Origin of the sequence: Kluyvera intermedia (genome assembly GCF_021440345.1) — a bacterium.
Classification (GTDB): domain Bacteria; phylum Pseudomonadota; class Gammaproteobacteria; order Enterobacterales; family Enterobacteriaceae; genus Kluyvera; species Kluyvera intermedia_A.
The window spans coordinates 20,399-45,724 of record NZ_JAKCNS010000066.1; the positions used below are offsets into that span (position 1 = coordinate 20,399).

At 51.7% G+C, this 25,326-nt stretch carries 22 protein-coding genes and 3 tRNA genes; 21 read left to right on the forward strand and 4 right to left on the reverse strand.

Going from position 1 to position 25,326, the window contains the following annotated elements; genetic code table 11:
* Positions 1-17 precede the first annotated feature (17 nt).
* The gene (fliE, locus tag LZ634_RS17420) at positions 18-329 is read left to right on the forward strand and encodes a flagellar hook-basal body complex protein FliE (protein ID WP_234507487.1); all 312 of its coding nucleotides are present in this window, start codon (positions 18-20) and stop codon (positions 327-329) included.
* A 236-nt stretch (positions 330-565) separates the two neighbouring features.
* The gene (gene yedD / locus LZ634_RS17425; RefSeq protein ID WP_234507490.1) at positions 566-979 is read left to right on the forward strand and encodes a lipoprotein YedD; all 414 of its coding nucleotides are present in this window, start codon (positions 566-568) and stop codon (positions 977-979) included.
* Between the two features lie 43 nt (positions 980-1,022).
* Here yedD and fliT read toward each other — a convergent pair whose 3' ends face one another.
* Genes fliT through fliD form a run of 3 tightly spaced genes read right to left on the reverse strand, consistent with a single transcriptional unit; the run spans position 1,023 to position 3,231 of the window.
* Positions 1,023-1,397 carry a flagella biosynthesis regulatory protein FliT gene (fliT, locus tag LZ634_RS17430; RefSeq protein ID WP_234507491.1) on the reverse strand — a complete coding sequence of 125 codons (375 nt, stop codon included), beginning with the start codon at positions 1,395-1,397 and terminating at the stop codon, positions 1,023-1,025.
* Complete coding sequence (gene fliS, locus LZ634_RS17435) at positions 1,397-1,807, reverse strand: flagellar export chaperone FliS (protein ID WP_234507493.1); 411 nt, start codon at positions 1,805-1,807, stop codon at positions 1,397-1,399. The genes fliT and fliS overlap by 1 nt, the downstream gene beginning before the upstream one ends.
* Positions 1,808-1,830: 23 nt before the next feature.
* Complete coding sequence (gene fliD / locus LZ634_RS17440; RefSeq protein ID WP_234507495.1) at positions 1,831-3,231, reverse strand: flagellar filament capping protein FliD; 1,401 nt, start codon at positions 3,229-3,231, stop codon at positions 1,831-1,833.
* A 264-nt stretch (positions 3,232-3,495) separates the two neighbouring features.
* Here fliD and LZ634_RS17445 point away from each other — a divergent pair, with 264 nt between their 5' ends.
* The 8 genes from LZ634_RS17445 to sdiA all read left to right on the forward strand — a co-directional run bounded on the left by LZ634_RS17445 (position 3,496) and on the right by sdiA (position 11,211).
* Positions 3,496-5,289: a FliC/FljB family flagellin gene (locus LZ634_RS17445; protein WP_234507498.1), complete on the forward strand. Its 1,794-nt coding sequence runs from the start codon at positions 3,496-3,498 to the stop codon at positions 5,287-5,289.
* Between the two features lie 164 nt (positions 5,290-5,453).
* On the forward strand, positions 5,454-6,173 hold the full coding sequence (locus LZ634_RS17450; protein ID WP_052283601.1) for an RNA polymerase sigma factor FliA: 720 nt from the start codon (positions 5,454-5,456) through the stop codon (positions 6,171-6,173).
* A 58-nt stretch (positions 6,174-6,231) separates the two neighbouring features.
* Complete coding sequence (gene fliZ / locus LZ634_RS17455; protein WP_234507548.1) at positions 6,232-6,783, forward strand: flagella biosynthesis regulatory protein FliZ; 552 nt, start codon at positions 6,232-6,234, stop codon at positions 6,781-6,783.
* An 87-nt stretch (positions 6,784-6,870) separates the two neighbouring features.
* On the forward strand, positions 6,871-7,671 hold the full coding sequence (gene tcyJ / locus LZ634_RS17460) for a cystine ABC transporter substrate-binding protein (RefSeq protein WP_234507500.1): 801 nt from the start codon (positions 6,871-6,873) through the stop codon (positions 7,669-7,671).
* Positions 7,672-7,752: 81 nt separating this feature from the next.
* Positions 7,753-8,739 carry a D-cysteine desulfhydrase gene (gene dcyD, locus LZ634_RS17465; protein WP_234507503.1) on the forward strand — a complete coding sequence of 329 codons (987 nt, stop codon included), beginning with the start codon at positions 7,753-7,755 and terminating at the stop codon, positions 8,737-8,739.
* 13 nt (positions 8,740-8,752) lie between these two features.
* Positions 8,753-9,421, forward strand: coding sequence for a cystine ABC transporter permease (tcyL, locus tag LZ634_RS17470; protein WP_234507504.1), 669 nt, complete (start codon positions 8,753-8,755; stop codon positions 9,419-9,421).
* On the forward strand, positions 9,418-10,170 hold the full coding sequence (gene tcyN, locus LZ634_RS17475) for an L-cystine ABC transporter ATP-binding protein TcyN (RefSeq protein WP_234507506.1): 753 nt from the start codon (positions 9,418-9,420) through the stop codon (positions 10,168-10,170). Before tcyL ends, tcyN begins: the two co-directional genes overlap by 4 nt.
* A 318-nt stretch (positions 10,171-10,488) precedes the next feature.
* On the forward strand, positions 10,489-11,211 hold the full coding sequence (sdiA, locus tag LZ634_RS17480) for a transcriptional regulator SdiA (protein ID WP_234507549.1): 723 nt from the start codon (positions 10,489-10,491) through the stop codon (positions 11,209-11,211).
* A gap of 70 nt (positions 11,212-11,281) precedes the next feature.
* Here the strand turns inward: sdiA and LZ634_RS17485 are convergent, their stop codons facing one another.
* Positions 11,282-11,506: a DUF2594 family protein gene (locus tag LZ634_RS17485; RefSeq protein WP_052283513.1), complete on the reverse strand. Its 225-nt coding sequence runs from the start codon at positions 11,504-11,506 to the stop codon at positions 11,282-11,284.
* Between the two features lie 457 nt (positions 11,507-11,963).
* Between LZ634_RS17485 and uvrY the strand changes: the two genes are divergently transcribed.
* The 11 genes from uvrY to mzaE all read left to right on the forward strand — a co-directional run bounded on the left by uvrY (position 11,964) and on the right by mzaE (position 25,324).
* A complete protein-coding gene (uvrY, locus tag LZ634_RS17490; RefSeq protein WP_234507508.1) occupies positions 11,964-12,620 on the forward strand; it encodes a UvrY/SirA/GacA family response regulator transcription factor in 657 nt (218 codons plus the stop codon).
* Complete coding sequence (uvrC, locus tag LZ634_RS17495) at positions 12,617-14,449, forward strand: excinuclease ABC subunit UvrC (protein ID WP_234507511.1); 1,833 nt, start codon at positions 12,617-12,619, stop codon at positions 14,447-14,449. Before uvrY ends, uvrC begins: the two co-directional genes overlap by 4 nt.
* A 55-nt stretch (positions 14,450-14,504) precedes the next feature.
* Positions 14,505-15,053, forward strand: coding sequence for a CDP-diacylglycerol--glycerol-3-phosphate 3-phosphatidyltransferase (gene pgsA / locus LZ634_RS17500; protein WP_234507513.1), 549 nt, complete (start codon positions 14,505-14,507; stop codon positions 15,051-15,053).
* A 151-nt stretch (positions 15,054-15,204) separates the two neighbouring features.
* A tRNA-Gly gene (locus LZ634_RS17505) sits at positions 15,205-15,280 on the forward strand.
* Positions 15,281-15,323: 43 nt separating this feature from the next.
* Positions 15,324-15,397 (forward strand) — tRNA-Cys (locus LZ634_RS17510).
* 12 nt (positions 15,398-15,409) lie between these two features.
* Positions 15,410-15,496 (forward strand) — tRNA-Leu (locus LZ634_RS17515).
* Positions 15,497-16,117: 621 nt separating this feature from the next.
* Positions 16,118-18,175: an MZA anti-phage system associated sigma-70 family RNA polymerase sigma factor MzaA gene (gene mzaA, locus LZ634_RS17520; RefSeq protein ID WP_234507516.1), complete on the forward strand. Its 2,058-nt coding sequence runs from the start codon at positions 16,118-16,120 to the stop codon at positions 18,173-18,175.
* Entirely contained in the window at positions 18,172-19,674 is a 1,503-nt protein-coding gene (gene mzaB / locus LZ634_RS17525) for an MZA anti-phage system associated ATPase MzaB (RefSeq protein WP_234507518.1), read from the forward strand. The genes mzaA and mzaB overlap by 4 nt, the downstream gene beginning before the upstream one ends.
* Entirely contained in the window at positions 19,671-22,529 is a 2,859-nt protein-coding gene (gene mzaC / locus LZ634_RS17530) for an MZA anti-phage system associated Z1 domain-containing protein MzaC (RefSeq protein WP_234507520.1), read from the forward strand. The genes mzaB and mzaC overlap by 4 nt, the downstream gene beginning before the upstream one ends.
* Positions 22,513-23,541 carry an MZA anti-phage system associated PD-(D/E)XK motif protein MzaD gene (mzaD, locus tag LZ634_RS17535; RefSeq protein WP_234507522.1) on the forward strand — a complete coding sequence of 343 codons (1,029 nt, stop codon included), beginning with the start codon at positions 22,513-22,515 and terminating at the stop codon, positions 23,539-23,541. Before mzaC ends, mzaD begins: the two co-directional genes overlap by 17 nt.
* Positions 23,528-25,324 carry an MZA anti-phage system associated AIPR family protein MzaE gene (gene mzaE, locus LZ634_RS17540; protein ID WP_234507524.1) on the forward strand — a complete coding sequence of 599 codons (1,797 nt, stop codon included), beginning with the start codon at positions 23,528-23,530 and terminating at the stop codon, positions 25,322-25,324. Before mzaD ends, mzaE begins: the two co-directional genes overlap by 14 nt.
* Positions 25,325-25,326 lie beyond the last annotated feature (2 nt).

Genomic DNA, 25,326 nt, shown 5'->3' on the forward strand with positions numbered 1-25,326 from the left:
TCAATCTGGGAGTCAAGATGGCGATTCAGGGTATTGAGGGCGTCCTGTCACAGCTGCAGGCGACGGCGTCGATGGCGCGCAATCAAAGCGTGGATACACAGCCGACGATAAGTTTTGCCGGCCAGCTGCACGCGGCATTGGATCGGGTGAGCGAGGTACAAACCAGCGCCAGAACGCAGGCGGAGAAATTCTCGCTGGGCGAACCGGGTATCGCGTTGAACGATGTGATGACCGACCTGCAAAAGGCGTCAGTTTCACTGCAGATGGGCATTCAGGTGCGCAATAAACTGGTTAGCGCGTACCAGGAAGTCATGGGTATGCAGGTCTAAATCTGTGCGGGTGGCGAGATTGTCGCCACCGCTATGTTCAGACGTAAGTTCTCACGTCTATTTGCTCGTCCGTCTATCCGGGCGGCTTTCATTTTGCACAACCCCATTATTCTCCTGTGTATTTTCCAGACATCCTTCAGCCCCACAATCCTCGTCGATATCGTCAATTACCGTGAAACGGTAGGGGGTTTAACGCTATAATGTTGCTGTATTTTTCTCCCGGAACAGGACGGATAATGAAAAAATTAGCCATTGTAGCGGCGCTGTTGACGCTGGCGGGCTGTGCGCAAATTACCGATTACTCAACCGTCGTCAAAGCGCCGGCGCCAGAAGGGTTGGCCGGTTACTGGCAGACCACGGGACCGCAGCGCGCGCTGGTCAGCCCTGAAGCGATGGGTAGTCTGGTGGTGACGCGGGCGGGTGATACGCTGGATTGTCGCCAGTGGCAGCGTGTGATTGCGCTCCCGGGTAAACTGACCCTGCGCGATAACGAAGTGTATAACGTCACTAACAAGCTGGACGTGTATGCGGTTGAACGTAAAGGCGATTCGCTGGAGTATGATGGCATGACGCTGCATCGTGTTGAGCGCCCAACGGTAGAGTGTGCGGCTGCGTTAGCGAAAACGCCGTTGGCCTCGGTACTGCCATAATTCGGATGTCGCTCCGGCGCGCGGATGGCCGGAGCATCCCCGTTCAGTGGTTTTGATCAACATTATCCTGCGGGACCAGTACGAAGCCACCCTGATTTCCATAGGTGTTCATCACCGTTTTCTGGATTGAGGATTGACCGACCAGTTTAGCCAGCTCGTCCATGCGTGCCTGCAGCAGACGTTTTACGGTATTTTCATTATCCAGCACGGTACGCAGCAGCGGACGGAGCTGTTCCTGGACCGGATCGTTGGGCTGACTGTCCTGGGTTAACTGAGCAATTTTCTGCACCGCATTAACGTAGTCCATTTCACTGGCAATCAGTTCGTCCCACAATCCCTCCGTGGCAAGCCGCAGCATCATATTGCTTTTTTCAACCAGTTGTTGGTACGAGAGATAAAGATGCGGTGCGTAGCTCATTAGACGGCGTCCTGAATCAAATTGGGCGAAAGTAAGGATTCCTTCCAGGCATCGGCGATATTGCGCATAAGGCCTTCGACCTCTTCAACCGCGCTGCAATCATTGCGCAAATTGGCCTGCAGAAGACGTCTGACCATATAGGCGTAGAGCGCTATCATATTCTGCGTCAGCTCGTCTTTGCTCTCTTCTTCAAGGCCAACCTTCAGACCATTTTCGATGATATTGATAGCTTTCGACAGGGAAAGACCTTTCCCCTGTAGATTGCCGTCCTGCATAAACAGGCGGGCGCGAATCAGCGCGCTGAGCGCGCCATCGAACAGCATAGTGACAAGCTGTTGCTGGCTGGCGCTCATGACCGCGCTTTCTACTCCAATCTGTGCGTAGGCCTGCGTACCTTTTGCCCCGTACATGACGTCTCTCCTGATAGTGATGATTATTTAGAGTTGTTGGTGGACTCAAACTGCTGGGTTAAGTAGCTGCTGGTGTTATTCAGCGAGCTCATTAACACATCCAACTGGGTAAACTGCGCTTTGTAGCGGGCGACCTTCTGATCGATGATGTCGCTGGCTGCGTTGTAGTCTTTGGTCAATTTATTCAGCGTTTTGCTGACGCCATCTTTGGCGGCTTGAATGATCCCGGTGCTGGAAAGCCAACTGGTCAGGTTGCTGCCAATATTGGTGGTAATACCGGTCTTTTTACCGTCACCGACGATAAGCTGGCCGACGTCGGCGGAATCTTTTTTCAGCGCCGCGGTCAGTTTGGTGTCATCGATTTTAAGCTGGCCGGTACTTGGATCGGAGGTGATACCAATCTGCGCCAGCGTTTTAAAGGCGGAAGAACTCGCGGTGTTGCTCAAGGCGCTCTTCAGCTGGGTCTGGATTGTGCGCAGGGTAGAGTCGCCGATCAGCGCGCCATTGCTCGTACTCTGCGCATCTGCACCTGGGTCAACGGCGGTGTATTTGGTCAGGCTGCTGAAGGTATCCTGCAGCGCGTTATAGGCGGTCACCCAGTCTTTGATGGCGGCCTGCGCTTTGGTGTTGTCCTGGGTGATGGTCAGCGTTTGGTTGCCGGTGGTGACATCATTCAGGTTCAGGGTGATATCTTCCAGCGCATCGCTGATGGTGTTGCTGCTGTTTTCAATCGCCACGTTGTTGACGGTGAGTTCGGCGTTTTGCGCGGTGACGCTCTCTTTCATGCCGCCGCCGGTGCCGTCATAACCCATAAAGCTTTGCAGAGCGCTGTCGCCGCTGACGCTCAGGGTCATACCGTTGTCTTTACCGGTGTCATTTGAGGTAATAGACAGACGATACTCACCGTTGCCAACGTTAATCACGCTGGCGCTGACGCCCGCTTTGGCGTTGTTGATTGCATCACGAACACCGGTTAACGAAGAGTTCGCGGCGCTGATATCAATGGTGACCGGCTTCTTGCCACCACCTTGTTGAATGGTCAGTACGCTGTCGCTGGTGGCGATGGCGGCTTTACTGTCTTTTTGCGTTGATGTCGACGTCAGGGTTTGCGCCTGCGCCAACTGAGTAATTTTAATCGTATATTTCCCGGCAATCGCGTTCCCGGTGGTGGTGGCGCTGAATGCGGTACTGCTGCTGGCGGTGGTCGTGGCGGTAAAGAGATCGGCTTTCCCCAGAGCGGTATTGGCGGTCTGGAAAGCCTCAAGGGCGCTTTTCATGGTGCCATAGGCGCTGAGCTTGGACGTATAAGATGACTGTTGTTTTGTAATAGGTGTCAGTGTGGCTTTTTCTGCTGCGGTAAGGCTATCCAGAATGTCGCCAAGCTTCAGGCCCGAACCGATTCCCAATGAAGAAATGCTTGCCATTTTTATTCCTTAATATGTCGACACGTAAAACGAATATTTGGGTTATCGGCCTGAATACGACAAAGTTTACGCTTAATCGGTTTTTTTTAATGGCCGGAATAAGGGGCACAGGAAAGAGTAATTCGGCGGCTAAAAAAATTCGTGAATACTAAAAAAAATTCTAAAGGTTGTTTTGCGGCAGACGATAACAAGTTTGACGGCGATTGAGCCGACGGGTGAAAACCCAATACGTAATCAACGACTTGAAATATAGGATAACGAATCATGGCACAAGTCATTAATACCAACAGCCTCTCGCTGATCACTCAGAACAACATCAACAAGAACCAGTCTGCTCTGTCCAGTTCTATCGAGCGTCTGTCTTCTGGCTTGCGTATCAACAGCGCGAAGGATGACGCAGCGGGTCAGGCGATTGCTAACCGTTTCACTTCCAACATTAAAGGCCTGACTCAGGCAGCTCGTAACGCCAACGACGGTATCTCCCTGGCGCAGACCACCGAAGGCGCGCTGTCAGAAATCAACAACAACTTGCAGCGTGTACGTGAACTGACCGTACAGGCTACTACCGGGACTAACTCTGAGTCTGATCTCTCTTCTATCCAGGACGAAATCAAATCCCGGCTGTCTGAAATTGACCGCGTATCTGGTCAGACCCAGTTCAACGGCGTGAACGTTCTGGCGAAAGACGGCACCATGAAAATTCAGGTTGGTGCTAACGATGGTCAGACTATCTCCATCGACCTGAAAAAAATTGACTCTGATACCTTGGGTCTGAATGGCTTTAACGTAAATGGTTCCGGTACTATTGCGAACAAAGCAGCGACTATCAGTGATTTAACCGCTGCAAAAATGAACCCGGGAACCAACACCATCACTACTACAAACAATGCATTAACTGCAGCTCAAGCTCTGAACCAGCTGAAAGATGGTGACACGGTTACTATTAAAGCGGGTGTTGCACAGACTGCAACAACTTATACCTATAACGCTGCTTCAGGTAACTTCTCGTTTGAAAATACTTCGAATAACACCTCAGCATTGGCTGGTGGCGTTGCTGCTGGCCTGCTGCCACCTGCTGGGCAAACGTCTAGCGGTGTTTATAAAGCAGAAAGTGGCGAAGTTAACTTTGATGTAGATGCAAATGGCAAAATCACGATCGGCGGCCAGGATGCTTATCTGACTGCTGATGGTAACCTGACAACAAACAATGCTGGTGGTGCTACTGCTGCAAAACTTGATGCCTTGTTCACAAAAGTTGGTGATGGTCAGTCAATTGGTATCAATAAGACTGCATCAATCACTATGGGTGGGACCACCTATAACTTTAAAACGGGTGCTGATACGACTGCTCCAGTTGTTGCTGCCAACGCCGGTGTATCTTTCACTGATACAGCTAGCAAAGAAAGTGTTCTGAACAAAGTAGCTACCGCTAAGCAAGCTACTGGTACTGCTGCTGCTGGTGATACCTCAGCTACCATCACTTATAAATCAGGCGTTCAGTCATATCAGGCAGTGTTTGCGGCCGGTAATGGTACTGCGAGTGCAAAAACTGTAGATAATACAGCGATTGCAGGAGCAACAGCAACCTATACTGATTCTGATGGCGAAATGACCACAGTTGATTCATATACTACTAAATACTCTATTGATGCTAACAATGGTAAGGTTACTGTTGACTCAGGAACTGGCACTGGTAAATATGCACCAAAAATTGGTGCTGAGGTTTATGTAAGCTCTAATGGTACACTGACTACTGAGTCTACAAGTGAAGGTACCGTAACTAAAGACCCACTGAAAGCACTGGACGCAGCTATCAGCTCCATCGATAAATTCCGTTCTTCCTTGGGTGCTATCCAGAACCGTCTGGATTCTGCGGTCACCAACCTGAACAACACCACTACCAACCTGTCTGAAGCGCAGTCCCGTATTCAGGACGCCGACTATGCGACCGAAGTGTCGAACATGTCTAAAGCGCAGATCATTCAGCAGGCCGGTAACTCCGTGCTGGCAAAAGCTAACCAGGTTCCACAGCAGGTTCTGTCTCTGCTGCAGGGCTAATCCCCCGCAACCTGACCAACCCCGCTTCGGCGGGGTTTTTTTGTTAACCGAATTTCACTTACTCCGCAAATAAACCCCTCTTTTCCCCACTGTTCCATCGATTAAAACGCCTGTAGAAACGGATAATTGTGCCGATAACTCATATTAATGCAGGGCTGTTTATCGTGAATTCAATGTATACCGCTGAAGGTGTAATGGATAAACACTCGCTATGGCAACGCTATGTGCCGCTAGTGCGTCACGAAGCGCTGCGCCTTCAGGTGCGTTTGCCAGCGAGCGTGGAACTGGACGATCTGCTCCAGGCGGGCGGTATCGGCTTATTGAATGCTGTTGAACGCTATGACGCTCTGCAAGGAACGGCATTTACCACTTACGCAGTGCAACGCATCCGTGGGGCGATGCTGGACGAACTACGCAGCCGCGATTGGGTGCCGCGTAGCGTCCGGCGGAACGCTCGTGAAGTTGCGCAAGCGCTGGGTCAACTTGAGCAAGAGCTGGGACGAAATGCGACGGAAACCGAAGTCGCGCAGCGATTGGGGATCGCGATTGAGGAGTACCGTCAGGTGCTGCTGGATACCAACAACAGCCAACTGTTCTCCTACGATGAGTGGCGAGAAGAGTACGGCGACAGTATCGAGCTGGTGACGGAAGAGAATCAACACGAAAACCCATTGCATCAACTGCTGGAAGGTTCCTTACGCCAGCGCGTGATGGAGGCCATTGAAGCCTTACCGGAACGCGAAAAGTTGGTGCTCACCCTCTATTACCAGGAAGAGCTGAATCTCAAAGAGATTGGCGCCGTACTGGAAGTGGGAGAGTCGCGCGTCAGTCAGCTGCACAGCCAGGCAATTAAGCGTCTGCGCATCAAGCTGGGTAAGTTGTAGGTTGGAATAACGTCACGTTGGACCAAAATGCCGCATTATGAAATGAAAACCCGGAGTTATCATGATGATGCAGGTAAAAAGACGGCCACTAAGCCGCTATCTGAAAGACTTCAAACACAGCCAAACGCATTGCGCTCATTGTCATAAACTGCTGGATCGCATCACGCTGGTCCGTGAGGGGGAGATAGTCAATAAAATTGCTATCTCTCGTCTGGATACCCTCATGGATGACACCGCGTGGCAGCAGGAACGGGGCGCATGGTCAGCCCTGTGCCGTTTCTGCGGGGACCTGCACTGCAAAGAACAGAGCGCATTCTTCAACATTATCGGTTTTAAACAATACCTCCTCGAACAAACGGATATGAGCGCCGGAACGGTGCGCGAATATGTGGTGCGTCTGCGACGGCTGGGAAACCACCTCAATGAACATCAGGTTTCGCGCCAGCTGTTGCGCGAACGCCACGCCGAAGATCAGCTGGAGCAATGGTTGCCGAGCGTGAGCACCAACAATTATCGTATTGCACTGCGTAAATACCTCCGCTTTCATCGCCAGATAGCGCCCAGCGACGAGCAAAACTTCGCGGACTGTGAAACCTCTGATATATATTAAATTGGAATAAGATGTATCTCATGGGTGTTTGTCTTTAATGGCGAACGGTTTACACTGGCAAAAAAAGTGAAGCTTTTCGGGGGTATAATGAAGCTGAAGTTTCTGGGTCGTCAGGCGCTGATGGGCGTAATGGCCGTTGCGCTGGTAGCAGGGGCGAGCGTTCAAACGTTTGCTGCTGAGAATTTGTTAAACCAGGTGAAAGAGCGCGGTACGCTGCGCGTCGGGCTGGAAGGCACCTATCCTCCGTTCAGTTTCCAGGGCGAAGATGGCAAGCTGACCGGTTTCGAAGTGGAGTTTGCCAATGAACTGGCAGAACACCTTGGCGTAAAAGCCGATCTGAAACCGACCAAATGGGACGGTATGCTCGCCTCTCTCGATTCTAAGCGTATCGACGTGGTGATAAACCAGGTGACGATTTCGCCGGAACGCCAGAAGAAATATGACTTCTCCACCCCGTATACCATCTCCGGTATTCAGGCGCTGGTGAAAAAAGGCAGTGAAGACACCATCAAGACCGCGGCTGACCTGAAAGGGAAGAAAGTCGGCGTGGGTCTGGGCACTAACTATGAAGAGTGGCTGCGTCAAAACGTGCAGGGCGTGGATATCCGCACCTACGATGATGACCCAACCAAATACCAGGATCTGCGCGTAGGCCGTATTAAGGCCATTCTGGTCGATCGTCTGGCGGCATTGGATCTGGTGAAGAAAACCAACAATACGCTGGCGGTTGCCGGTGACGCGTTCTCCCGCCAGGAATCCGGCGTTGCGCTGCGTAAAGGCAACGAAGACCTGCTGAAAGCGGTGGATAGCGCCATTGACGCCATGCATAAAGACGGTAGCCTTAAAGCGCTGTCTGAAAAATGGTTCGGTGCTGACGTTACGCAATAACCGCACTGATTTAAAAAAGGCGCTGATGGAGCGCCTTTTTTTATTTTGGGCGCATAATAAAAACGAGACTAAGGAGATTCTATGTCACTGCAAAATTTAACCCGTTTTCCCCGTCTGGAATTTATTGGCGCGCCAACGCCGCTAGAATACCTGCCGCGTTTTTCCGACTATATCGGCCGCGATATTTTCATCAAACGCGATGATGTCACGCCATTGGCAATGGGCGGCAATAAGCTGCGTAAGCTGGAATTTTTAGCCGCTGATGCGCTGCGCGAAGGGGCCGACACGCTGGTCACCGCCGGGGCGATTCAGTCTAACCACGTGCGCCAGACGGCGGCGGTGGCGGCAAAACTGGGGCTGAACTGCGTGGCGCTGCTGGAAAACCCGATGGGTACCAAAGCGGAAAACTACCTCAGCAACGGCAACCGCCTGCTGCTTGATTTGTTTAACGTCCAGGTGGAAATGTGCGATGCGTTGACCGATCCGAACGCGCAGCTGGCCGAACTGGCGACGCGTATTGAAGCGCAGGGTTTTCGCCCGTACGTGATCCCGGTTGGTGGCTCAAACGCGCTGGGAGCGCTGGGCTATGTGGAAAGCGCGCTGGAAATTGCCCAGCAGTGCGAAGGAGCGGTGGCGCTTTCGTCGGTGGTTGTCGCATCCGGCAGCGCGGGTACTCACGCGGGTCTTGCGGTAGGGCTGGAACAGCTGATGCCTGAGACCGAGCTGATTGGCGTGACGGTGTCGCGTAAAGTTGCCGACCAGTTGCCGAAAGTGGTGACGCTACAACAGGAAGTTGCCCGTAGCCTGGAGCTAACGGCAAAAGCCGGTATTACTCTGTGGGATGATTATTTCGCACCGGGCTATGGCATCCCTAACGACGATGGCATGGAAGCGGTGAAACTGCTGGCGCGTCTGGAAGGTATCCTGCTCGATCCGGTTTACACCGGCAAAGCGATGGCGGGGCTTATCGACGGTATCAGCCAGAAACGCTTCAAAGATGAAGGGCCAATTCTGTTTGTTCATACCGGCGGCGCGCCTGCGCTGTTCGCTTACCATCCTCACATTTAAATAGAACGCGCCCATGCAAGAAAGTATTCAATTAATTATCGATTCCGCGCCGTACCTGCTTAAAGGCGCGGTCTTTACGCTCCAGCTCAGTATTGGCGGGATGTTCTTCGGTCTGGTGCTAGGGTTTATTCTCGCGCTGATGCGCATGTCGGCAATCGCCCCGATACGCTGGCTGGCGCGCTGCTATATTTCGATTTTCCGCGGCACCCCGCTGATTGCGCAGCTGTTTATGATCTACTACGGCCTGCCACAGTTTGGCATTGAACTGGATCCTATCCCGTCAGCGATGATTGGCCTGTCGTTAAATACCGCGGCCTACGCGGCGGAAACGCTGCGCGCGGCCATTTCGTCTATCGATAAAGGGCAGTGGGAAGCCGCCGCCAGTATTGGCATGACGCCGTGGCAAACGCTGCGCCGGGCCATTTTACCGCAGGCCGCGCGCGTGGCGCTGCCGCCGCTGTCGAACAGCTTTATTAGCCTGGTGAAGGATACCTCGCTGGCCGCCACCATTCAGGTGCCGGAGCTGTTCCGCCAGGCGCAGTTGATTACTTCGCGCACGCTGGAAGTGTTCACTATGTATCTGGCCGCCTCGCTGATTTACTGGGTGATGGCTACGGTGCTGTCGGCGCTGCAGAACTATTTTGAAAACCAGCTGAACCGCCAGGAGCGAGATCCGAAATGAGCGCAATTGAAGTCAAAAACCTGGTGAAAAAATTCCACGGGCAGACGGTGCTGCATGGGATCAACCTTGAAGTGGCTGAAGGTGAGGTGGTGGCCATTATTGGGCCTAGCGGTTCTGGTAAAACCACGCTGCTGCGCAGTATCAACCTGCTCGAACAGCCGGAGAGCGGCACCATCCGCGTGGGAGAGATAACCATCGATACGGCGAAACCTATCGGCCAGCAAAAAGGGCTGATCCGCCGGTTACGCCAGCATGTCGGCTTTGTCTTCCAGAGCTTCAATTTGTTCCCGCATCGAACGGTGCTGGAGAATATTATCGAAGGTCCGGTTATCGTCAAAGGTGAAGACAAGCCGGGGGCGATTGCTCGTGCTCGCGAGCTGCTTGCCAAAGTCGGACTGGTGGGAAAAGAAGGAAGCTATCCGCGTCGTCTTTCCGGCGGGCAGCAGCAGCGTGTAGCGATAGCGCGCGCGCTGGCGATGCGTCCGGACGTTATTCTATTCGATGAACCGACCTCGGCGCTGGATCCCGAACTGGTGGGCGAGGTGCTCAACGCCATCCGCGCACTGGCGCAGGAGAAGCGCACGATGGTGATTGTGACCCATGAGATGAGTTTTGCCCGCGACGTCGCCGACAGAGCTATCTTTATGGATCAGGGGCGCATCGTGGAAGAGGGCGAAGCCAAAGCGCTGTTTGCGAATCCGCAGCAGGCGCGCACCCGACAATTCCTGGAAAAATTCCTCATGCAGTAGCCTTGATTCGCGCCCCGCGCGATTGCGTGGGGCGCGAGTTAATGACTTTTTTTCCATCGCAAATGATGGACTGTCTATATCATCCCTCTTTTTATGAAAAATTTTACTTAAGGGTGCCTAATCAATAGGTAGATATTATGTTGCCTGATGATTGGCAAAAGTGCCTGGCAGCGGGAATATCGCGGCATGAGTTACGAAAATAGGGTGAATTGGGATTATTTTGTTGATGCATGATACTTTATACATATAAATAAGATTTATGTGTTAGTTTTCTGTATTCATAAAAATAATTGTTAATCAGGGGATTTCTCGTTTGTGATGAGAGACGATGATTTTTTCAGTTGGCGGCGGGAAATGCTGCATCTTTTCCAGGCAGCTTCAGTAAGTGACCAGATCTACCGAGTGCTTCAGCAGCAAACGGAACTTCTGGAGTACGATTTCTTCGCCCTGTGCGTTCGTCATCCCGTGCCTTTCACGCGGCCTAAAATTTCGGCGTATAGCACCTATCCAGACGCCTGGATGTCGCAGTACAAGTCGGCAAACTATATGGCTATTGACCCGGTGCTAAAACCCGGTAATTTTTCGTTGGGCCATCTGCGCTGGAATGACGAGTTGTTCTGTGACGCACAGGAACTGTGGGATGCCGCGCGCGAGCACGGTTTGCAAACCGGTGCCACCCAGTGCCTGATGCTGCCAAATCACGCTCACGGCTTCTTGTCGGTGTCGAGAACCCGGACATCACGCACTGCGCGTGCTGACGATGAGATTGCGCTGCGTTTACAGATCCTGTTGGAAATGAGTCTGCTGGCGTTATTACGCCTGGAAGATGAAATGGTCATGCCGCGGGAAATGAAATTCAGTAAGCGTGAATTAGAAATTCTGAAATGGACGGCGGAAGGAAAAACGTCAGCCGAGATCTCGATGATTCTGGCTATTTCGGAAAATACGGTGAATTTTCACCAGAAGAACATGCAGAAGAAATTCAATGCGCCGAATAAAACGCAGATTGCCTGCTATGCCGCGGCGATTGGCGTGATCTGACCTGTTTTGACGTTCTGCGTGCCAGACCGCAAACCGGCTGTGAGCAATGATGCTAACAGCCGGTTTATTATTACTGGCGGTAAGCTTGTTTAATTTGCTTAACGGTGCTGGAAAATACGGCAGCCTGAGCGTCATCTTCTAACTGCGCAATTTGCTTTTCCATCTTAATAATCACGCGGCCTGCATCTGCCTGGCCCATTGCCTGCAGCATCAGGGTCAGCAAAGACTTCAGGCAGGAAACTTCCTGCGCCAGATTTTGATTATTTTCAGCGGTGGAAAAATCAGGTGTGCTCATTTATTGCCTCGTACGATTTCTGCGCAATATGCGCGGTGCGGATTGTGAAAGCGGCGCAGTATACCACAAGCCTGAAGAAAAACAGGAGTGGCTGTTTTTTGCGCGCTGCTCAGATCTGATATTAATTATTATTTAACAGTGTATACACAGCAAGTTAGCGTTGAATTGTTTAATTCTGGTTCATGTGCCGTTAATTGTTGTTACATATTATGAGTCTTATTTATCAAATATACGATAAAACACCTGTTTACGCCGCTTAAGTCCGCCAGAGTGCTGAGTTATCCATCTTGCATCTTATTGTTTTTTAGCACTTTCCAGAAGATGTACATGATTATTTCCAAAAACGAGATCGAAATCGAAGCCTTGGCATTTTTAGACTTTCACAGTTGATATAAAACCCGGTAGTATGGGGGAATTAAGCAGTAGTAGCGTTATCCCTATTCTGGAGATTATTCCTTTGATCAACGTTTTTCTTGTTGATGACCATGAACTGGTGCGCGCAGGGATACGACGCATTCTTGAAGATATAAAAGGTATTAGAGTCACCGGCGAAGCCAACTGTGGAGAAGATGCGGTGAAGTGGTGCCGTGCTAATCCGGTTGATGTTGTGCTTATGGATATGAACATGCCGGGGATCGGTGGCCTTGAAGCTACGCGTAAAATTGCGCGTTCTGCGGTCGATACCAAAGTCATTATGTTAACCGTACATACGGAGAACCCACTGCCTGCGAAAGTCATGCAGGCGGGCGCAGCTGGCTATCTAAGCAAAGGTGCTGCGCCGCAAGAGATGGTTAATGCTATTCGCTCGGTGTTCTCCGGTCAGCGTTATATTGCCTCGGATATCGCTCAGCAAATGGCATTGAGTCAGATTGAACCGGAAAAAACGGAATCGCCGTTTGCCAGTTTGTCTGAACGTGAATTGCAGATTATGCTGATGATCACCAAAGGTCAGAAGGTGAATGAGATCTCAGAGCAGTTAAGTCTGAGCCCTAAAACGGTAAACAGTTACCGCTACCGGATGTTCAGTAAGCTGAATATCCATGGCGACGTTGAACTGACCCACCTGGCAATTCGCCATGGCCTGTGCAATGCGGAGTCGTTAGCAAGTCAGTGAGTGATGTTTTTGATTCAAAAGCCTTTCTGAAAACTGTAACCAGCCAGCCCGGCGTTTATCGTATGTATGACGCCGGCGGTACGGTTATTTATGTTGGTAAAGCCAAAGACCTTAAAAAGCGTCTTTCCAGCTATTTTCGTACCAACGTAGCCTCCCGTAAAACGGAAGCGCTCGTCGCCCAAATTGCCCAGATTGATGTCACCGTTACCCATACTGAGACGGAAGCGCTGCTGCTTGAGCACAACTACATCAAGTTGTATCAACCGCGCTATAACGTACTGCTGCGGGATGACAAATCTTATCCTTTCATCTTTCTGAGCGCCGATACTCACCCACGCCTGGCGACCCATCGCGGCGCAAAGCATGCGAAAGGTGAATACTTCGGGCCGTTCCCCAATGGCTATGCTGTTCGCGAAACGTTGGCGCTGCTGCAAAAAATCTTCCCGATTCGTCAGTGCGAGAACAGCGTTTACCGCAATCGCTCGCGCCCCTGCCTGCAGTATCAAATTGGCCGCTGTCTGGGCCCCTGCGTGACGGGGTTGGTGAGCGAAGAAGAGTACGCGCAGCAGGTTGAGTACGTACGCTTATTCCTTTCTGGCAAAGACGATCAGGTCCTCACGCAGCTTATTGCGCGGATGGAAAAAGCCAGCCAGGCGTTGGCTTTTGAAGAGGCGGCGCGCATTCGCGACCAGATCCAGGCCGTACGCCGGGTGACTGAGAAACAGTTTGTGTCGAATAACGGCGACGATCTTGATGTTATCGGCGTTGCGTTTGAAGCGGGCATGGCCTGCGTACATGTGCTGTTTATTCGTCAGGGCAAAGTGCTGGGTAGCCGCAGTTATTTCCCAAAAGTTCCAAACGATACCGAATTGGGCGAAGTGGTGGAGACGTTTGTCGGCCAGTTCTATTTCCAGGGCAGCCAAATGCGTACGCTGCCGGGTGAAATCTTGCTCGACTTCGCGCTAAAAGATAAAACGCTGCTCGCGGACTCCTTATCCGAGCTGGCCGGGCGGCGCATTCAGGTACAGACAAAACCGCGCGGCGACCGTGCGCGTTATCTGAAGCTAGCGCGCACCAATGCGGTCACGGCGCTGTCGACTAAACTGTCACAGCAGTCCACCGTGCATCAGCGTCTTCAGGCGCTGGCCGCAGAGCTGAAGCTGCCGGCCATTAAACGCATGGAGTGCTTCGATATCAGCCATACGATGGGCGAGCAGACCGTCGCCTCCTGCGTGGTATTTGATGCCAATGGTCCGCTGCGGGCGGAGTATCGCCGCTATAATATTACCGGCATTACGCCAGGCGATGACTATGCTGCGATGAATCAGGTTTTGCGCCGCCGCTACGGTAAAGCCATTGATGAAAGCAAAATCCCCGATGTCATTTTGATTGACGGCGGGAAAGGGCAACTGGGGCAGGCTAAGACAGTATTTGCCGAGCTGGACGTGCCGTGGGATAAACACCATCCTCTGCTCCTTGGCGTCGCTAAAGGCAGCGATCGTAAAGCCGGGCTGGAGACACTATTCTTTGAGCCGGAAGGTGAGGGGTTTAGTTTGCCACCGGACTCACCCGCGCTGCATGTGATTCAGCACATTCGCGATGAATCGCACGATCATGCCATTTCTGGCCATCGTAAGAAACGGGCGAAGGTGAAGAGCACCAGTACGCTGGAGACGATTGAAGGGGTGGGGCCGAAACGGCGTCAGATGTTGCTCAAATATATGGGCGGTTTGCAGGGTTTGCAGCAGGCAACCATCGATGACATCGCGAAAGTGCCCGGAATATCGCTTGGGTTAGCAGAAAAGATCTTCTACTCGTTGAAACATTAGGGGCTCTGTAGCAACATAGGGCTAATATTTACTAACAACAGATAGTTACCACGCCATGCAATATAATATCCCTACATTGCTTACGTTGTTCCGCGTCATCCTGATACCGTTTTTCGTGCTGGCGTTCTACCTTCCCGTTGTCTGGTCACCGTTTGCCTGCGCGCTGATCTTCTTTATTGCCGCGATAACCGACTGGTTTGATGGTTATCTGGCCCGTCGCTGGAACCAAAGCACCCGGTTTGGCGCATTCCTCGATCCGGTTGCGGATAAAGTGATGGTGGCCATCGCGATGGTGCTGGTGGCTGAGCACTACCACACCTGGTGGGTAACATTGCCTGCTGCCACCATGATTGCTCGCGAAATTATTATCTCTGCGCTGCGCGAGTGGATGGCGGAGCTGGGTAAACGCAGCAGCGTTGCCGTATCGTGGGTGGGTAAGGTAAAAACCACCGCGCAGATGACTGCACTGGTCTGGATGCTGTGGCGGCCAAATATGTGGGTTGAGTGGGCAGGAATTGCGTTATTCCTGGTCGCAGCGGTACTGACACTATGGTCAATGCTGCAATATTTGAACGCTGCACGCGGCGATTTGCTTCAAGAGTGATCGTTTCGCCGTTATTTTCAGCAAACGACACCAAGTTGCGAAAAATACCGTTGACTCACCGCGCCAGATAAGTAGAATGCAACGCATCGAACGGCAGCACTGATTGCCAGACGATAGCAAAATCAAGTGGTTAGCAAATCAACTTGATAATGCGGGAATAGCTCAGTTGGTAGAGCACGACCTTGCCAAGGTCGGGGTCGCGAGTTCGAGTCTCGTTTCCCGCTCCAAATTAAAAGCATCGGCAGTTGCGGATGTTATTAAAGCTTCAAAGGCGCGTTAGCAAAGCGGTTATGTAGCGGATTGCAAATCCGTCTAGTCCGGTTCGACTCCGGAACGCGCCTCCACTTTCTTCCCGAGCCCGGATGGTGGAATCGGTAGACACAAGGGATTTAAAATCCCTCGGCGTTCGCGCTGTGTGGGTTCAAGTCCCACTCCGGGTACCATGGGAAAGCCAAGAATAATCAAAGCAATAAGCAGTGTCGTGAAACCACCTACGGGTGGTTTTTTTGTTTTTATGGCTCCTTTCCTAACATCATTCCTAACATGATCGGCGTTTAAGCCTGTTTTTGGTTGTGTACTTCCCATCGTGAAATGCCTGCGGCATAGCAAAAATCAGCCAGAAAATTCAGCCCTGACCATTCCCGGATCCCTCCGCGAACCTTCTCCACATAAATTGCCGTCTCGCCGTCTCGGTGCAAACCGAATAGCTTCCATTGAGCATCCTGGGTTTTTATCGCGACTACGCGAGTAATCAGCTCTGACTCGTAAAGCCCGATAAAATTTTGTCTCGGCCTGGTTGTGACTCTCATTCTTCATTTCCCACAAAAGAACAAACCTTAGGTATGCAGTTAGCAAACCTAAGGTTTGGACTGCATGTGTTGTCAGCAAATGCTTTAACAGGTCCTTCAGCTCAGCAAAAGCTCGATTTTTTCATCAAAGCCCAATTGGCGATGAAGATCACCAAAAATGATATGTTGCTTATATATACAGTACCAAATTCGATTTTCTCCCTATAAGATAGATCGCATTTCCGCGAGTGTGGTTTACAAGGAAAAGCTGTCAGCATGCATCGCTCTGTTTCTAAGTTTTATCGCATCCCCCCTTTACTTATTCGGGCGCTAAAAAGCGGGGTCGCCTCCGTGGTGGAGTTTCATCTCAGCAGGGGATTGCCGAAAGATTCACGAGATTCTCTGGGAAATAGCACATTGATGATTGCGGCCCAGAATGGGCATTTCGCTATTTGCGAAATGTTGTTGTGTGCGGGTGTCGATGTTGAACATCAAAACAACCTCGGGTTTCGCGCCAGTGACCTCGCGCAGGAGCAAACGCTGCGTGATCTGTTAGCTCGTTATCGGCAATCTCCTCCGCCTGACGGGCAGCAACTAGCAGGGGAGCTAGATGATGAGGCAAACGTTGAGCTTGTAATTGAAGCCGATGTCGAAACAGAACCTCCCGAAACCGAAGACGCAATGGATTTTATGCAGTGGGATGCTGAAATCGAATCGGAACCCGCCGAAGATAATCTGACATTACGACACGCTTCCGCTGAGGCTCAGCAATTATTATCCCGCTATCGCCCGATAGATAACGCTGCTGAGTGGATCGATATCGAACTCTCCCTTCCTGACCCGCCGACGCCAGTTTCTCACTCTCCGCAAAATTATCCCCATTTCTCAACGTTGCTCACTAGCGCACTGGATGCCGGTCGTGTCTCTGTTCGTGACATCCGGTCTGCCGGGGAAGATGATTTCGGCATGCCGTGGCCTGAATTCCGGCTCAGCGTAGAGGCATTGATCAAGGACCTACCTTTGATTGTGGATGGTGATGATGCTTTCCCGGAAAGTGATGCCTGTGGGGAATTAGCGGCGAGTGATGATCTCGAGCCCTGGTTTGACGCTTTCGGTGCATTGCGGCAGTCCGGCGTCTTTGAACGTTATCTCGTGGACATTCGCCAATGGGATGTCGTCGATAAAACAAAGGAAGAGCGACTCGGGCAGCGCATGGATACGGCGCTTATCAACTTGATGACGATCCTGGCGAGATTACCCGAAGCAGAATATCTACAGTTGCTGCATCCGAATTGCCTTCCCGCGACATCGCCTGAGATTACTGAAGAGGATGACGACGCGGAAGAAGCGGATGAGGAAATCTCTTCCGCAGCCGATGACGATGACGATGACGCCATCACCTTTAACGATCTGCTCATTCTGCTGAGAAGTGGGAAAGCTGAAGAGTACCAGGATAATCATATCCCTCGCCCGGAGTACCGTGACCTGCAGCAGATAGTCGAGCGCGCCCAAACGCTCATCCCTGATGAATGCCATAATGTCAGTCTGTATGTCAGTAGTTACAGAGACGCATGGGAGGGGTTAATCCACGCCAATTTACGTCTTGTGGTCGCGATTGCGAAAAAACACTGCGGGCGAGGATTAGATATCGAGGATCTGATCCAGGAAGGTAATCTGGGCTTGATCAAAGCCGTTGAAAAATTCGACTATCGGCGTGGATTCAAATTCTCTACCTATGCCTCCTGGTGGATCCGCCAGAAGATCAGCCGCGCAATTGCCGATCAGGTTCAGCTCATTCGTTTACCCGTTCACTTCTATGAGCAATTCAGGCGCTGGCGGAGCAGTCTGGATCAGTTGCTGCATCGCCAGGGGATAACGCCCACCCTCAGACGGTTGCAGGAAATGACCGACCTGCCAGAGCGTCAACTTCTTCAGATGGCTAAATATGAAGAACAGACGGTGCTGATTGGTGATTTTCATGAAGACGCTCAGGACCGCGAAGCAGCATTGTCGGGAGACGCGCTGCTGACCAGAAGGGATTTCACCAGTGCTCCCGTTCAGTCTCTGGAGCTAAGAGAACATATTTCATCGGTCCTGAATACGCTGTTGCCACGCGAAACACAGATCATAAAAATGCGTTTTGGCATCGGTATGACGCAAGATTTCACGCTGGAAGAGGTGGGTAAACAGTTTGATGTCACGCGAGAAAGGATACGTCAGATAGAAGCCAAAGCGCTCCGTAAGCTCCGTCATCACAGCCGGGCGTCGAAATTAGGCGGCTTCGTCGAACAGTGGGAAACCACGTTGAGCGAGATGCAGGAAGAAGAAGAATGACGACCATGCGCCATGCGCCACCGAATGCAGCCATTATGATCGAAGCTCTGCGAGGGCTCGGCTACAACACCGCCACCGCACTGGCTGATATCATCGACAACAGCATCAGTGCTGGTGCTCGTAAGGTCGATCTGGCTTTTCACTGGCGTGAGTCGGATAGCTATATTGTGGTTCGGGATAATGGTTGCGGCATGTCGGCCGCTGAACTGGATGTTGCGATGCGGCTGGGGGTCAAAAACCCGCTGACAAAGCGTCCAGGACACGATCTGGGCCGCTTCGGTCTTGGACTCAAAACCGCCTCCTTTTCGCAATGTCGTCGCCTGACGGTCTCCTCTAAAAAAGAGGGGATAACGACCATCCTGCGGTGGGATCTGGACATTCTCGCCGCCAGTACGGACGACGGTTGGTATTTGCTTGAAGGTGCTGACCCAGGGAGTCAGGAGGCGTTAGCAAATGCGGAACCTGACTCCCACGGTACGGTGGTGCTGTGGGACGTTTTAGACCGAATTGTCACCCCCGGCTACGGTGAGAAAGATTTCCTCAATCTGATGGATGGCGTTGAACAACATCTGGCGATGGTATTTCACCGATTCCTTGAGGGGAACGCTACCCGACTCACTCTCACTCTCAATGGTCGCAAAATTAAAGCCTGGGATCCCTTTCTCAGCGGGCATCCTTCCAAGCCCTGGCATTCGCCTTCGGCAATGGCGCCAGGCGCTCCTGCCGTGAAGGTGGAGTGTCATGTTCTGCCGCATCAGGATCACCTGACGACGCAGGAGTATCAACAGGCTCAAGGACCGGCAGGCTGGACGGCTCAGCAAGGATTTTATGTATACCGGAATGAGCGATTGCTGGTGGCGGGCAACTGGCTTGGACTTGGAAATCCCCGGGCCTGGACGAAAGATGAAACCCACCGCCTTGCGCGGATCCGTCTGGATATCCCTAATGATGCCGACATAGACTGGAAGATTGATATTCGTAAATCGATGGCGCGCCCTCCGGTTTCGCTGCGTCCCTGGTTAACTCAACTGGCGCAATCAACACGCGATCGTGCGGTAAGGACATTTGCCAAACGCGGTAAAATGAATAAGCGCAAGCCCGGCGAGAAACTCGTTCATCTCTGGCAGGCGCAGAAGACGTCATCAGGTGTTCGTTACCAGATTTCGTTACAACATCCTGTCATCAGCAATGTCCTTTCGCAGGCTGGTGAGTTATCCCCACAAATTCAGGCCATGCTAAGACTGATTGAGGAAACCGTTCCGGTTCAGCAAATCTGGCTTGATACGGCTGAGACAAAAGAGACGCCGCGGACAGGCTTTGAAACCGCGCCGCCCGCAGAGGTGTTATCCGTATTGCAGGTCATGTACCAGACCCTGGTTGGTCAGCAGGCGATGTCACCGGCGCTGGCGAAACAGCATCTGCAAAATTTGGAACCTTTCGATAATTATCCCGAATTAATTGCACAACTCCCCGACGATCAACAAGAGAAATCGCTATGAGTCTGAATCCCTTGGATGACACGCAACTGAGTGTATTGCAGATTGTACAAACGCTCCTGCAAGGCCAGGATAAAAGCACGATCACCCCTGGCATTCTGCGCCAACATATTGACATGGTTTGTCAGATGAAACCGGAGTGGAGCCGCCTTGATAACCGGGATATTCTGGTCGAAGAGTTGATCCGCCGTTATAGCATCTGGATGGGCGAAGATACTTCTCTGAGTAATGATGAAGGACATCAACCTTGGCTGACCGCAGATGCGAAACGCGAGTGGCGCTACTGGCATCGATATCGCCAATGGCTTGGTAAAACGATGCCCTGGGGAGTCCTGGATACCCTTGACCGTTCAACGGATCGTGTTCTGGGATTACTTGAGCAGCCAGGGCGGGAAGGGCGCTGGGACCGGCGTGGTCTGGTGGTCGGCCATGTTCAGTCGGGGAAAACCAGTCACTATACCGGTCTAATCTGTAAAGCCGCGGATGCGGGATATAAGATAATCATTGTGCTTGCGGGTTTGCATAATAACCTCCGCTCGCAGACCCAAATGCGTCTGGATGAAGGATTTCTTGGCTACGAGACGAGTCCACTCAGAGAAAAAGTGACCATCATTGGGGTGGGCGATATTGATAGCGATCCCGTAATTCGTCCCAATTACGTCACCAACCGATCTGAAAAGGGCGACTTCAGTGCCGGAGTGGCTAAGAATCTGGGAATCAGCCCCGAGCAACGGCCCTGGCTGTTCGTGGTAAAGAAAAATAAATCTATTCTGAAACGCCTGCATACCTGGATTGAGAACCATGTTGCCACCAGTGTTGACCCCGTCACCGGAAAGCGTTTTGTTTCGGAATTACCGCTGCTAATGATTGATGATGAAGCGGATAATGCCTCAGTTGATACGGGGGAAATCGTCTACGATGACGATGGAAAACCGGATGCTGAACATCAGCCAACGGCAATCAATAGCCTGATTCGTAAGCTTTTGATGCAGTTCAGCCGTAAGGCGTATGTCGGCTATACTGCCACTCCCTTTGCCAATATTTTTATTCACGAGAGCAATGAAACGCGTGATGAAGGCCCGGATTTATTCCCTTCCGCCTTTATCATTAACCTCGGCGCACCTTCTAATTACATTGGCCCGGCGAGGGTATTTGGTCGGGCCGCCTCGGAAGGGCGGAACGGTGAACTGCCTTTGATCAGGCGGGTGAGCGATCATTGCAGCGATGACGGAAAAAGAGGGTGGATGCCGGTTTCTCATAAGAGCTCGCACTATCCCACGCTCGATACGCTAACCCATTTCCCGGACTCGTTAAAACACGCCATCGATAGCTTTTTGCTGGCGTGCTGTGTCAGAGAATTACGCGGTCAGGGAGATAAACACAGTTCGATGCTGGTCCATGTGACCCGCTTCAATAAAGTGCAATCGGTCGTTTATGAGCATATTGACGCCTACATTCAGGACGTGAGACAGCGACTGATGCGAAGGATTGGACACGAGCCTTTTTTACATCAGCTTGAATCACTCTGGCAGGCCGACTTTTTGCCGACTGGTGAGACGATTCGCGACGTCATGCCGCAGCAGATTCCGGACGACGCCTTTGCGTGGCGGGAGATCGTCGACAAGCTGTATACCGTGATCGAAAACGTGTCGGTACGAATGATAAACGGAACGGCGAAGGATGCGCTTGATTATTCGGACAGTGCGGCAGGCTTAAAAGTCATTGCGATTGGCGGAGACAAACTGGCTCGAGGGCTAACGCTTGAGGGATTATGCACCAGTTATTTCTTACGCGCCTCCCGCATGTATGACACGTTAATGCAGATGGGGCGCTGGTTTGGCTATCGACAGGGATATCTGGATGTATGTCGGCTGTATACCACCGATGAGCTGATTGAATGGTTTGAGCACATTGCGGATGCCTCAGAAGAGCTGCGGGAAGAGTTTGACAATATGGTCGCCAGCGGCGGAACCCCGCGTGATTTCGGGCTAAAAGTGAAATCACACCCCGTGTTAATGGTGACATCCCCCTTAAAAATGCGTAGCGCGCGCTCACTATGGCTCTCTTTCAGTGGCACGGTGGTCGAAACGATTTCGTTGTTTAAAGAACCGGAGTACCACAAGCGTAACTACTCGGCCTTCCAGCATCTGACCGGGCGTGTCGGTTCTGGCGCGCCGATCCCTGAGAGACGGCGCGCAGAGAAGATTGAAAAATGGAAAGGGGTCATTTGGCAAAACGTCTCTCCCGAGCCGATCATTGATTTCTTAACGGAATATGAAACCCACGCTCAGGCCAGGAAAGCCAACAGCAAACTGCTGGCGGATTTCATTACGCGGATGAATCGTGTTGATGAACTCACCCAATGGACGGTGGCGGTGATAGGGGGGGGCGTCGAGCGTCATCATGCTGTCTGTGGCTTCCCCGTCCCGCTTATGATGCGTAAAGCGTCTGAGGGGGTCACTGACCGCTATTCTATTGGCCGTTTACTTTCCCCACGCGATGAAGGGATTGACTGCGATGAATCGACCTGGCTTGCCGCGTTGGCCGAAACGCAGCGTATTTTTCATGCCGATCCCGGACGCAATGAAGGGCGAGAGGAGCCCGTCATTCCTGGTGGCGTAGTACTGCGTCGGATCAAAGGATTTGGCATAAACGACATCCCGGCACAGCGTCAAAAAGGGCTACTGCTCATTTACTTACTGGACCCGCAACAGGCGTTGTCGGCAGCGGAATATCAGGACGATGCCTTGCCGGTGGTGGCTTTTGGCATCAGTTTTCCGGGAAGCCGCAGTGGGGTAACGGTGGAGTACAAAGTGAACAACGTACTGTGGGAGCAAGAGTATGGTGCGGCTGAGTAAAGATGATCTGCTGGCGGCCTGGAAAGCCTTAGATCGATCTCAGATAGACGAACAGCCCGGCGCTCAGGGCTGGCGCGGGATTCGGCTTTTTAAGCACCAGGGTTGTAGCTTTCATGCCGGGCGTCGTCAGCCTGATAATGAAGAAATGCTGATTGCCGTGTTTCCTCATCCTCTTTCGCCGGGGTCGACGGCGCTGCCGTCCTGTAAAGGATTTCGCGTTGAGATGACCGGAACAGAGGAGGGGCGGCAGAACGGTTTGATGATCCGTCGTCAGCAAACGGGGAATGCGGATGTCTTTACGACGATGATTCTGGATATTCTCCATTCGCTCCTGAACGTTTCTGAACCGCGTCTGTTTGAAACCCTGCTCCGTCGGATTCGTTTATGGCAGGCGTTTATGGAGCGCGATACCCGTCCACTCAGTCATGAAGAAGAAGTGGGGTTAATCGGGGAATTGACGTGTCTGGAGCGGTTAATCGAGAGCGGTCTTGCGCCGTCAACGGCAGTCGAAGCATGGGTAGGACCGCAGCATGGCCTACAGGATTTTGAACTCGATGAACGCGCCATTGAGGTAAAAAGCACCACAGCAGAGCAGGGCTTTTGCGTAACCATCCACGCGCTTGAACAACTGGACTGGCAGCGGCTTGGCTCGCTCATGTTGTGCGGTTTGCGCTTCAGCGAGCATCCCACCGGCGCGACCCTGAATGACCTCATTTTCCGTTTTCGTCAGCGGTTTGAGGGAAACGCTCTGGCGGCCTGTCTTTTTGAGGGATCGCTTTGTCACGTCGGATATTTCACTGAACATGCTGAATTCTATACACGTCATTTCTTGCTGACAGAGGCGTTTGCACTTCCGATTGAAGCGGATTTTCCCTCTTTGACGCATGCCAATGTCCCGTTGCCGGTGGTGAGTGCGTGCTATCAACTCGAACTCCAGACACTTATTCCTCAGGCTCAAAATTTTAACCATTGCTTATCAGACTTTGCAGGATTACCGCATGGAACTTATTGATTTTTTACGTCAAACGCAGAATGAGATTCGCAAGGAATATCAGGATCAAATGGCTCAGCCTGGGGTTGAGTCGCCTTTTCCGGAACTGATTTTTACCGATATTGTTATGCGTCATATGGCCGATATCGGCATGACATTCGATGATGCCGAGACGTGTCACTTTATGGCGAAAGTCAGTGGACACAATGTGCGTCTCAGCGGTTATGCCTTCTCAGAAGATGGCGATCAACTTGACCTTTTTGTCAGCATTTATCACGGTAGCGACGAGCTTTGTCACGTCCCGGATGCTGAGACAAAAGCGATTGCCGGTCACTGCATTCAATTTTTGCAGAAGTGCGTTGACGGTAAATTATCATCCACGCTCGATCAGTCCAATGATGCCTGGCAACTGGTGACGACCATCGAACAGTCATACACGGAACTGGAGCAAATCAGAATTTATGTTCTGACCGATGGTCAGGTGAAAACCCGCTGGTATCAGTCCCGCGATGTGGCCGGTAAAACCATTAAATTAGAGGTTATGGACATTGTCCGCCTGTTTAATCACTGGCAGGAAGGTAAGCCACGCGACGAACTGCAGGTTAATTTTGATGAGGTGGGGGGGGGCGCACTCCCCTGTGTCTGGATCCCGGATGAAATGGGTGAATATGATTATGCACTGACGGTGGTTCCGGGCGAGACGCTGCGATTTATCTATGAAAAATATGGCAACCGGATTCTGGAAGCGAACGTTCGCTCATTTCTGAGCCAGACGGGGAAAGTCAACAAAGGGATTCGTGACACTTTACGCGAGCAGCCTGAGCGTTTTATGGCTTATAACAACGGCATTGTGATTGTTGCCGATCAGGTCAGGCTTGGCGAAGCGCCGGGAGGTGGTCCTGGTATTGCGTGGATGCAGGGGATGCAGATTGTCAACGGTGGGCAGACGACGGCTTCTATGTTTTTCACCAAAAAGAAATTCCCGGCAACCAATCTGCGTAACGTGCGTGTACCCGCAAAAGTCATTGTGCTGAAACAGACGAATAATGCACAAGAAGAGATGCTAATTGCGGATATTTCGCGCTTCTCGAATAGCCAGAATAAAGTCAATATTTCCGATCTGTCAGCCAATCGACCGGTACATGTACAGCTGGAAAAAATGGCAAACACGGTGTATTGCCCGGACGGATACAGCCGTTGGTTTTACGAGCGAGCGAACGGCAGTTATAAGGTTATGCTGGAACGGGAAGGTAAAACACCCGCTGGAATCAAACGGTTAAAAGACGCGATTCCTGCCTCTCGCCGGATAACGAAAACAGATTTCGCAAAATATCATTGTGCCTGGCTCCAGCGTCCGGATTTAGTCAGCCTCGGCGGACAGAAGAACTTTGCCGCATTAATGTCGATGATCGACAAGGATACTGAGCGTTATGGGGATGAGCTGAACATTGAGAGTTTTAAAAATTACATCGCGCAGGCCATTATTTATAAGAAAGCCTATAAGTTGATTAATTCACTTTTCCCCGCATTTAAGGCGAATATTGCCGCCTATACCGTGGCCGCCTATTCACATCTTTATGGCAACCAAACGGATCTGGCAGAGATCTGGAATCAACAGGGCATTGAGGAAACGATGGGCAACCGCCTTGTCAGCTTAGCCCATCGGGTGAATAGTCTTCTGAACGAATCCGCGAATGGCAGGATGATTTCAGAGTGGGCGAAGAAGCCTGAATGCTGGGAGTATGTGCGCAGCAAAATCTATTTCTCCGCACATGGAAAAATGGAAGACCACATGAGTAGTTAAAT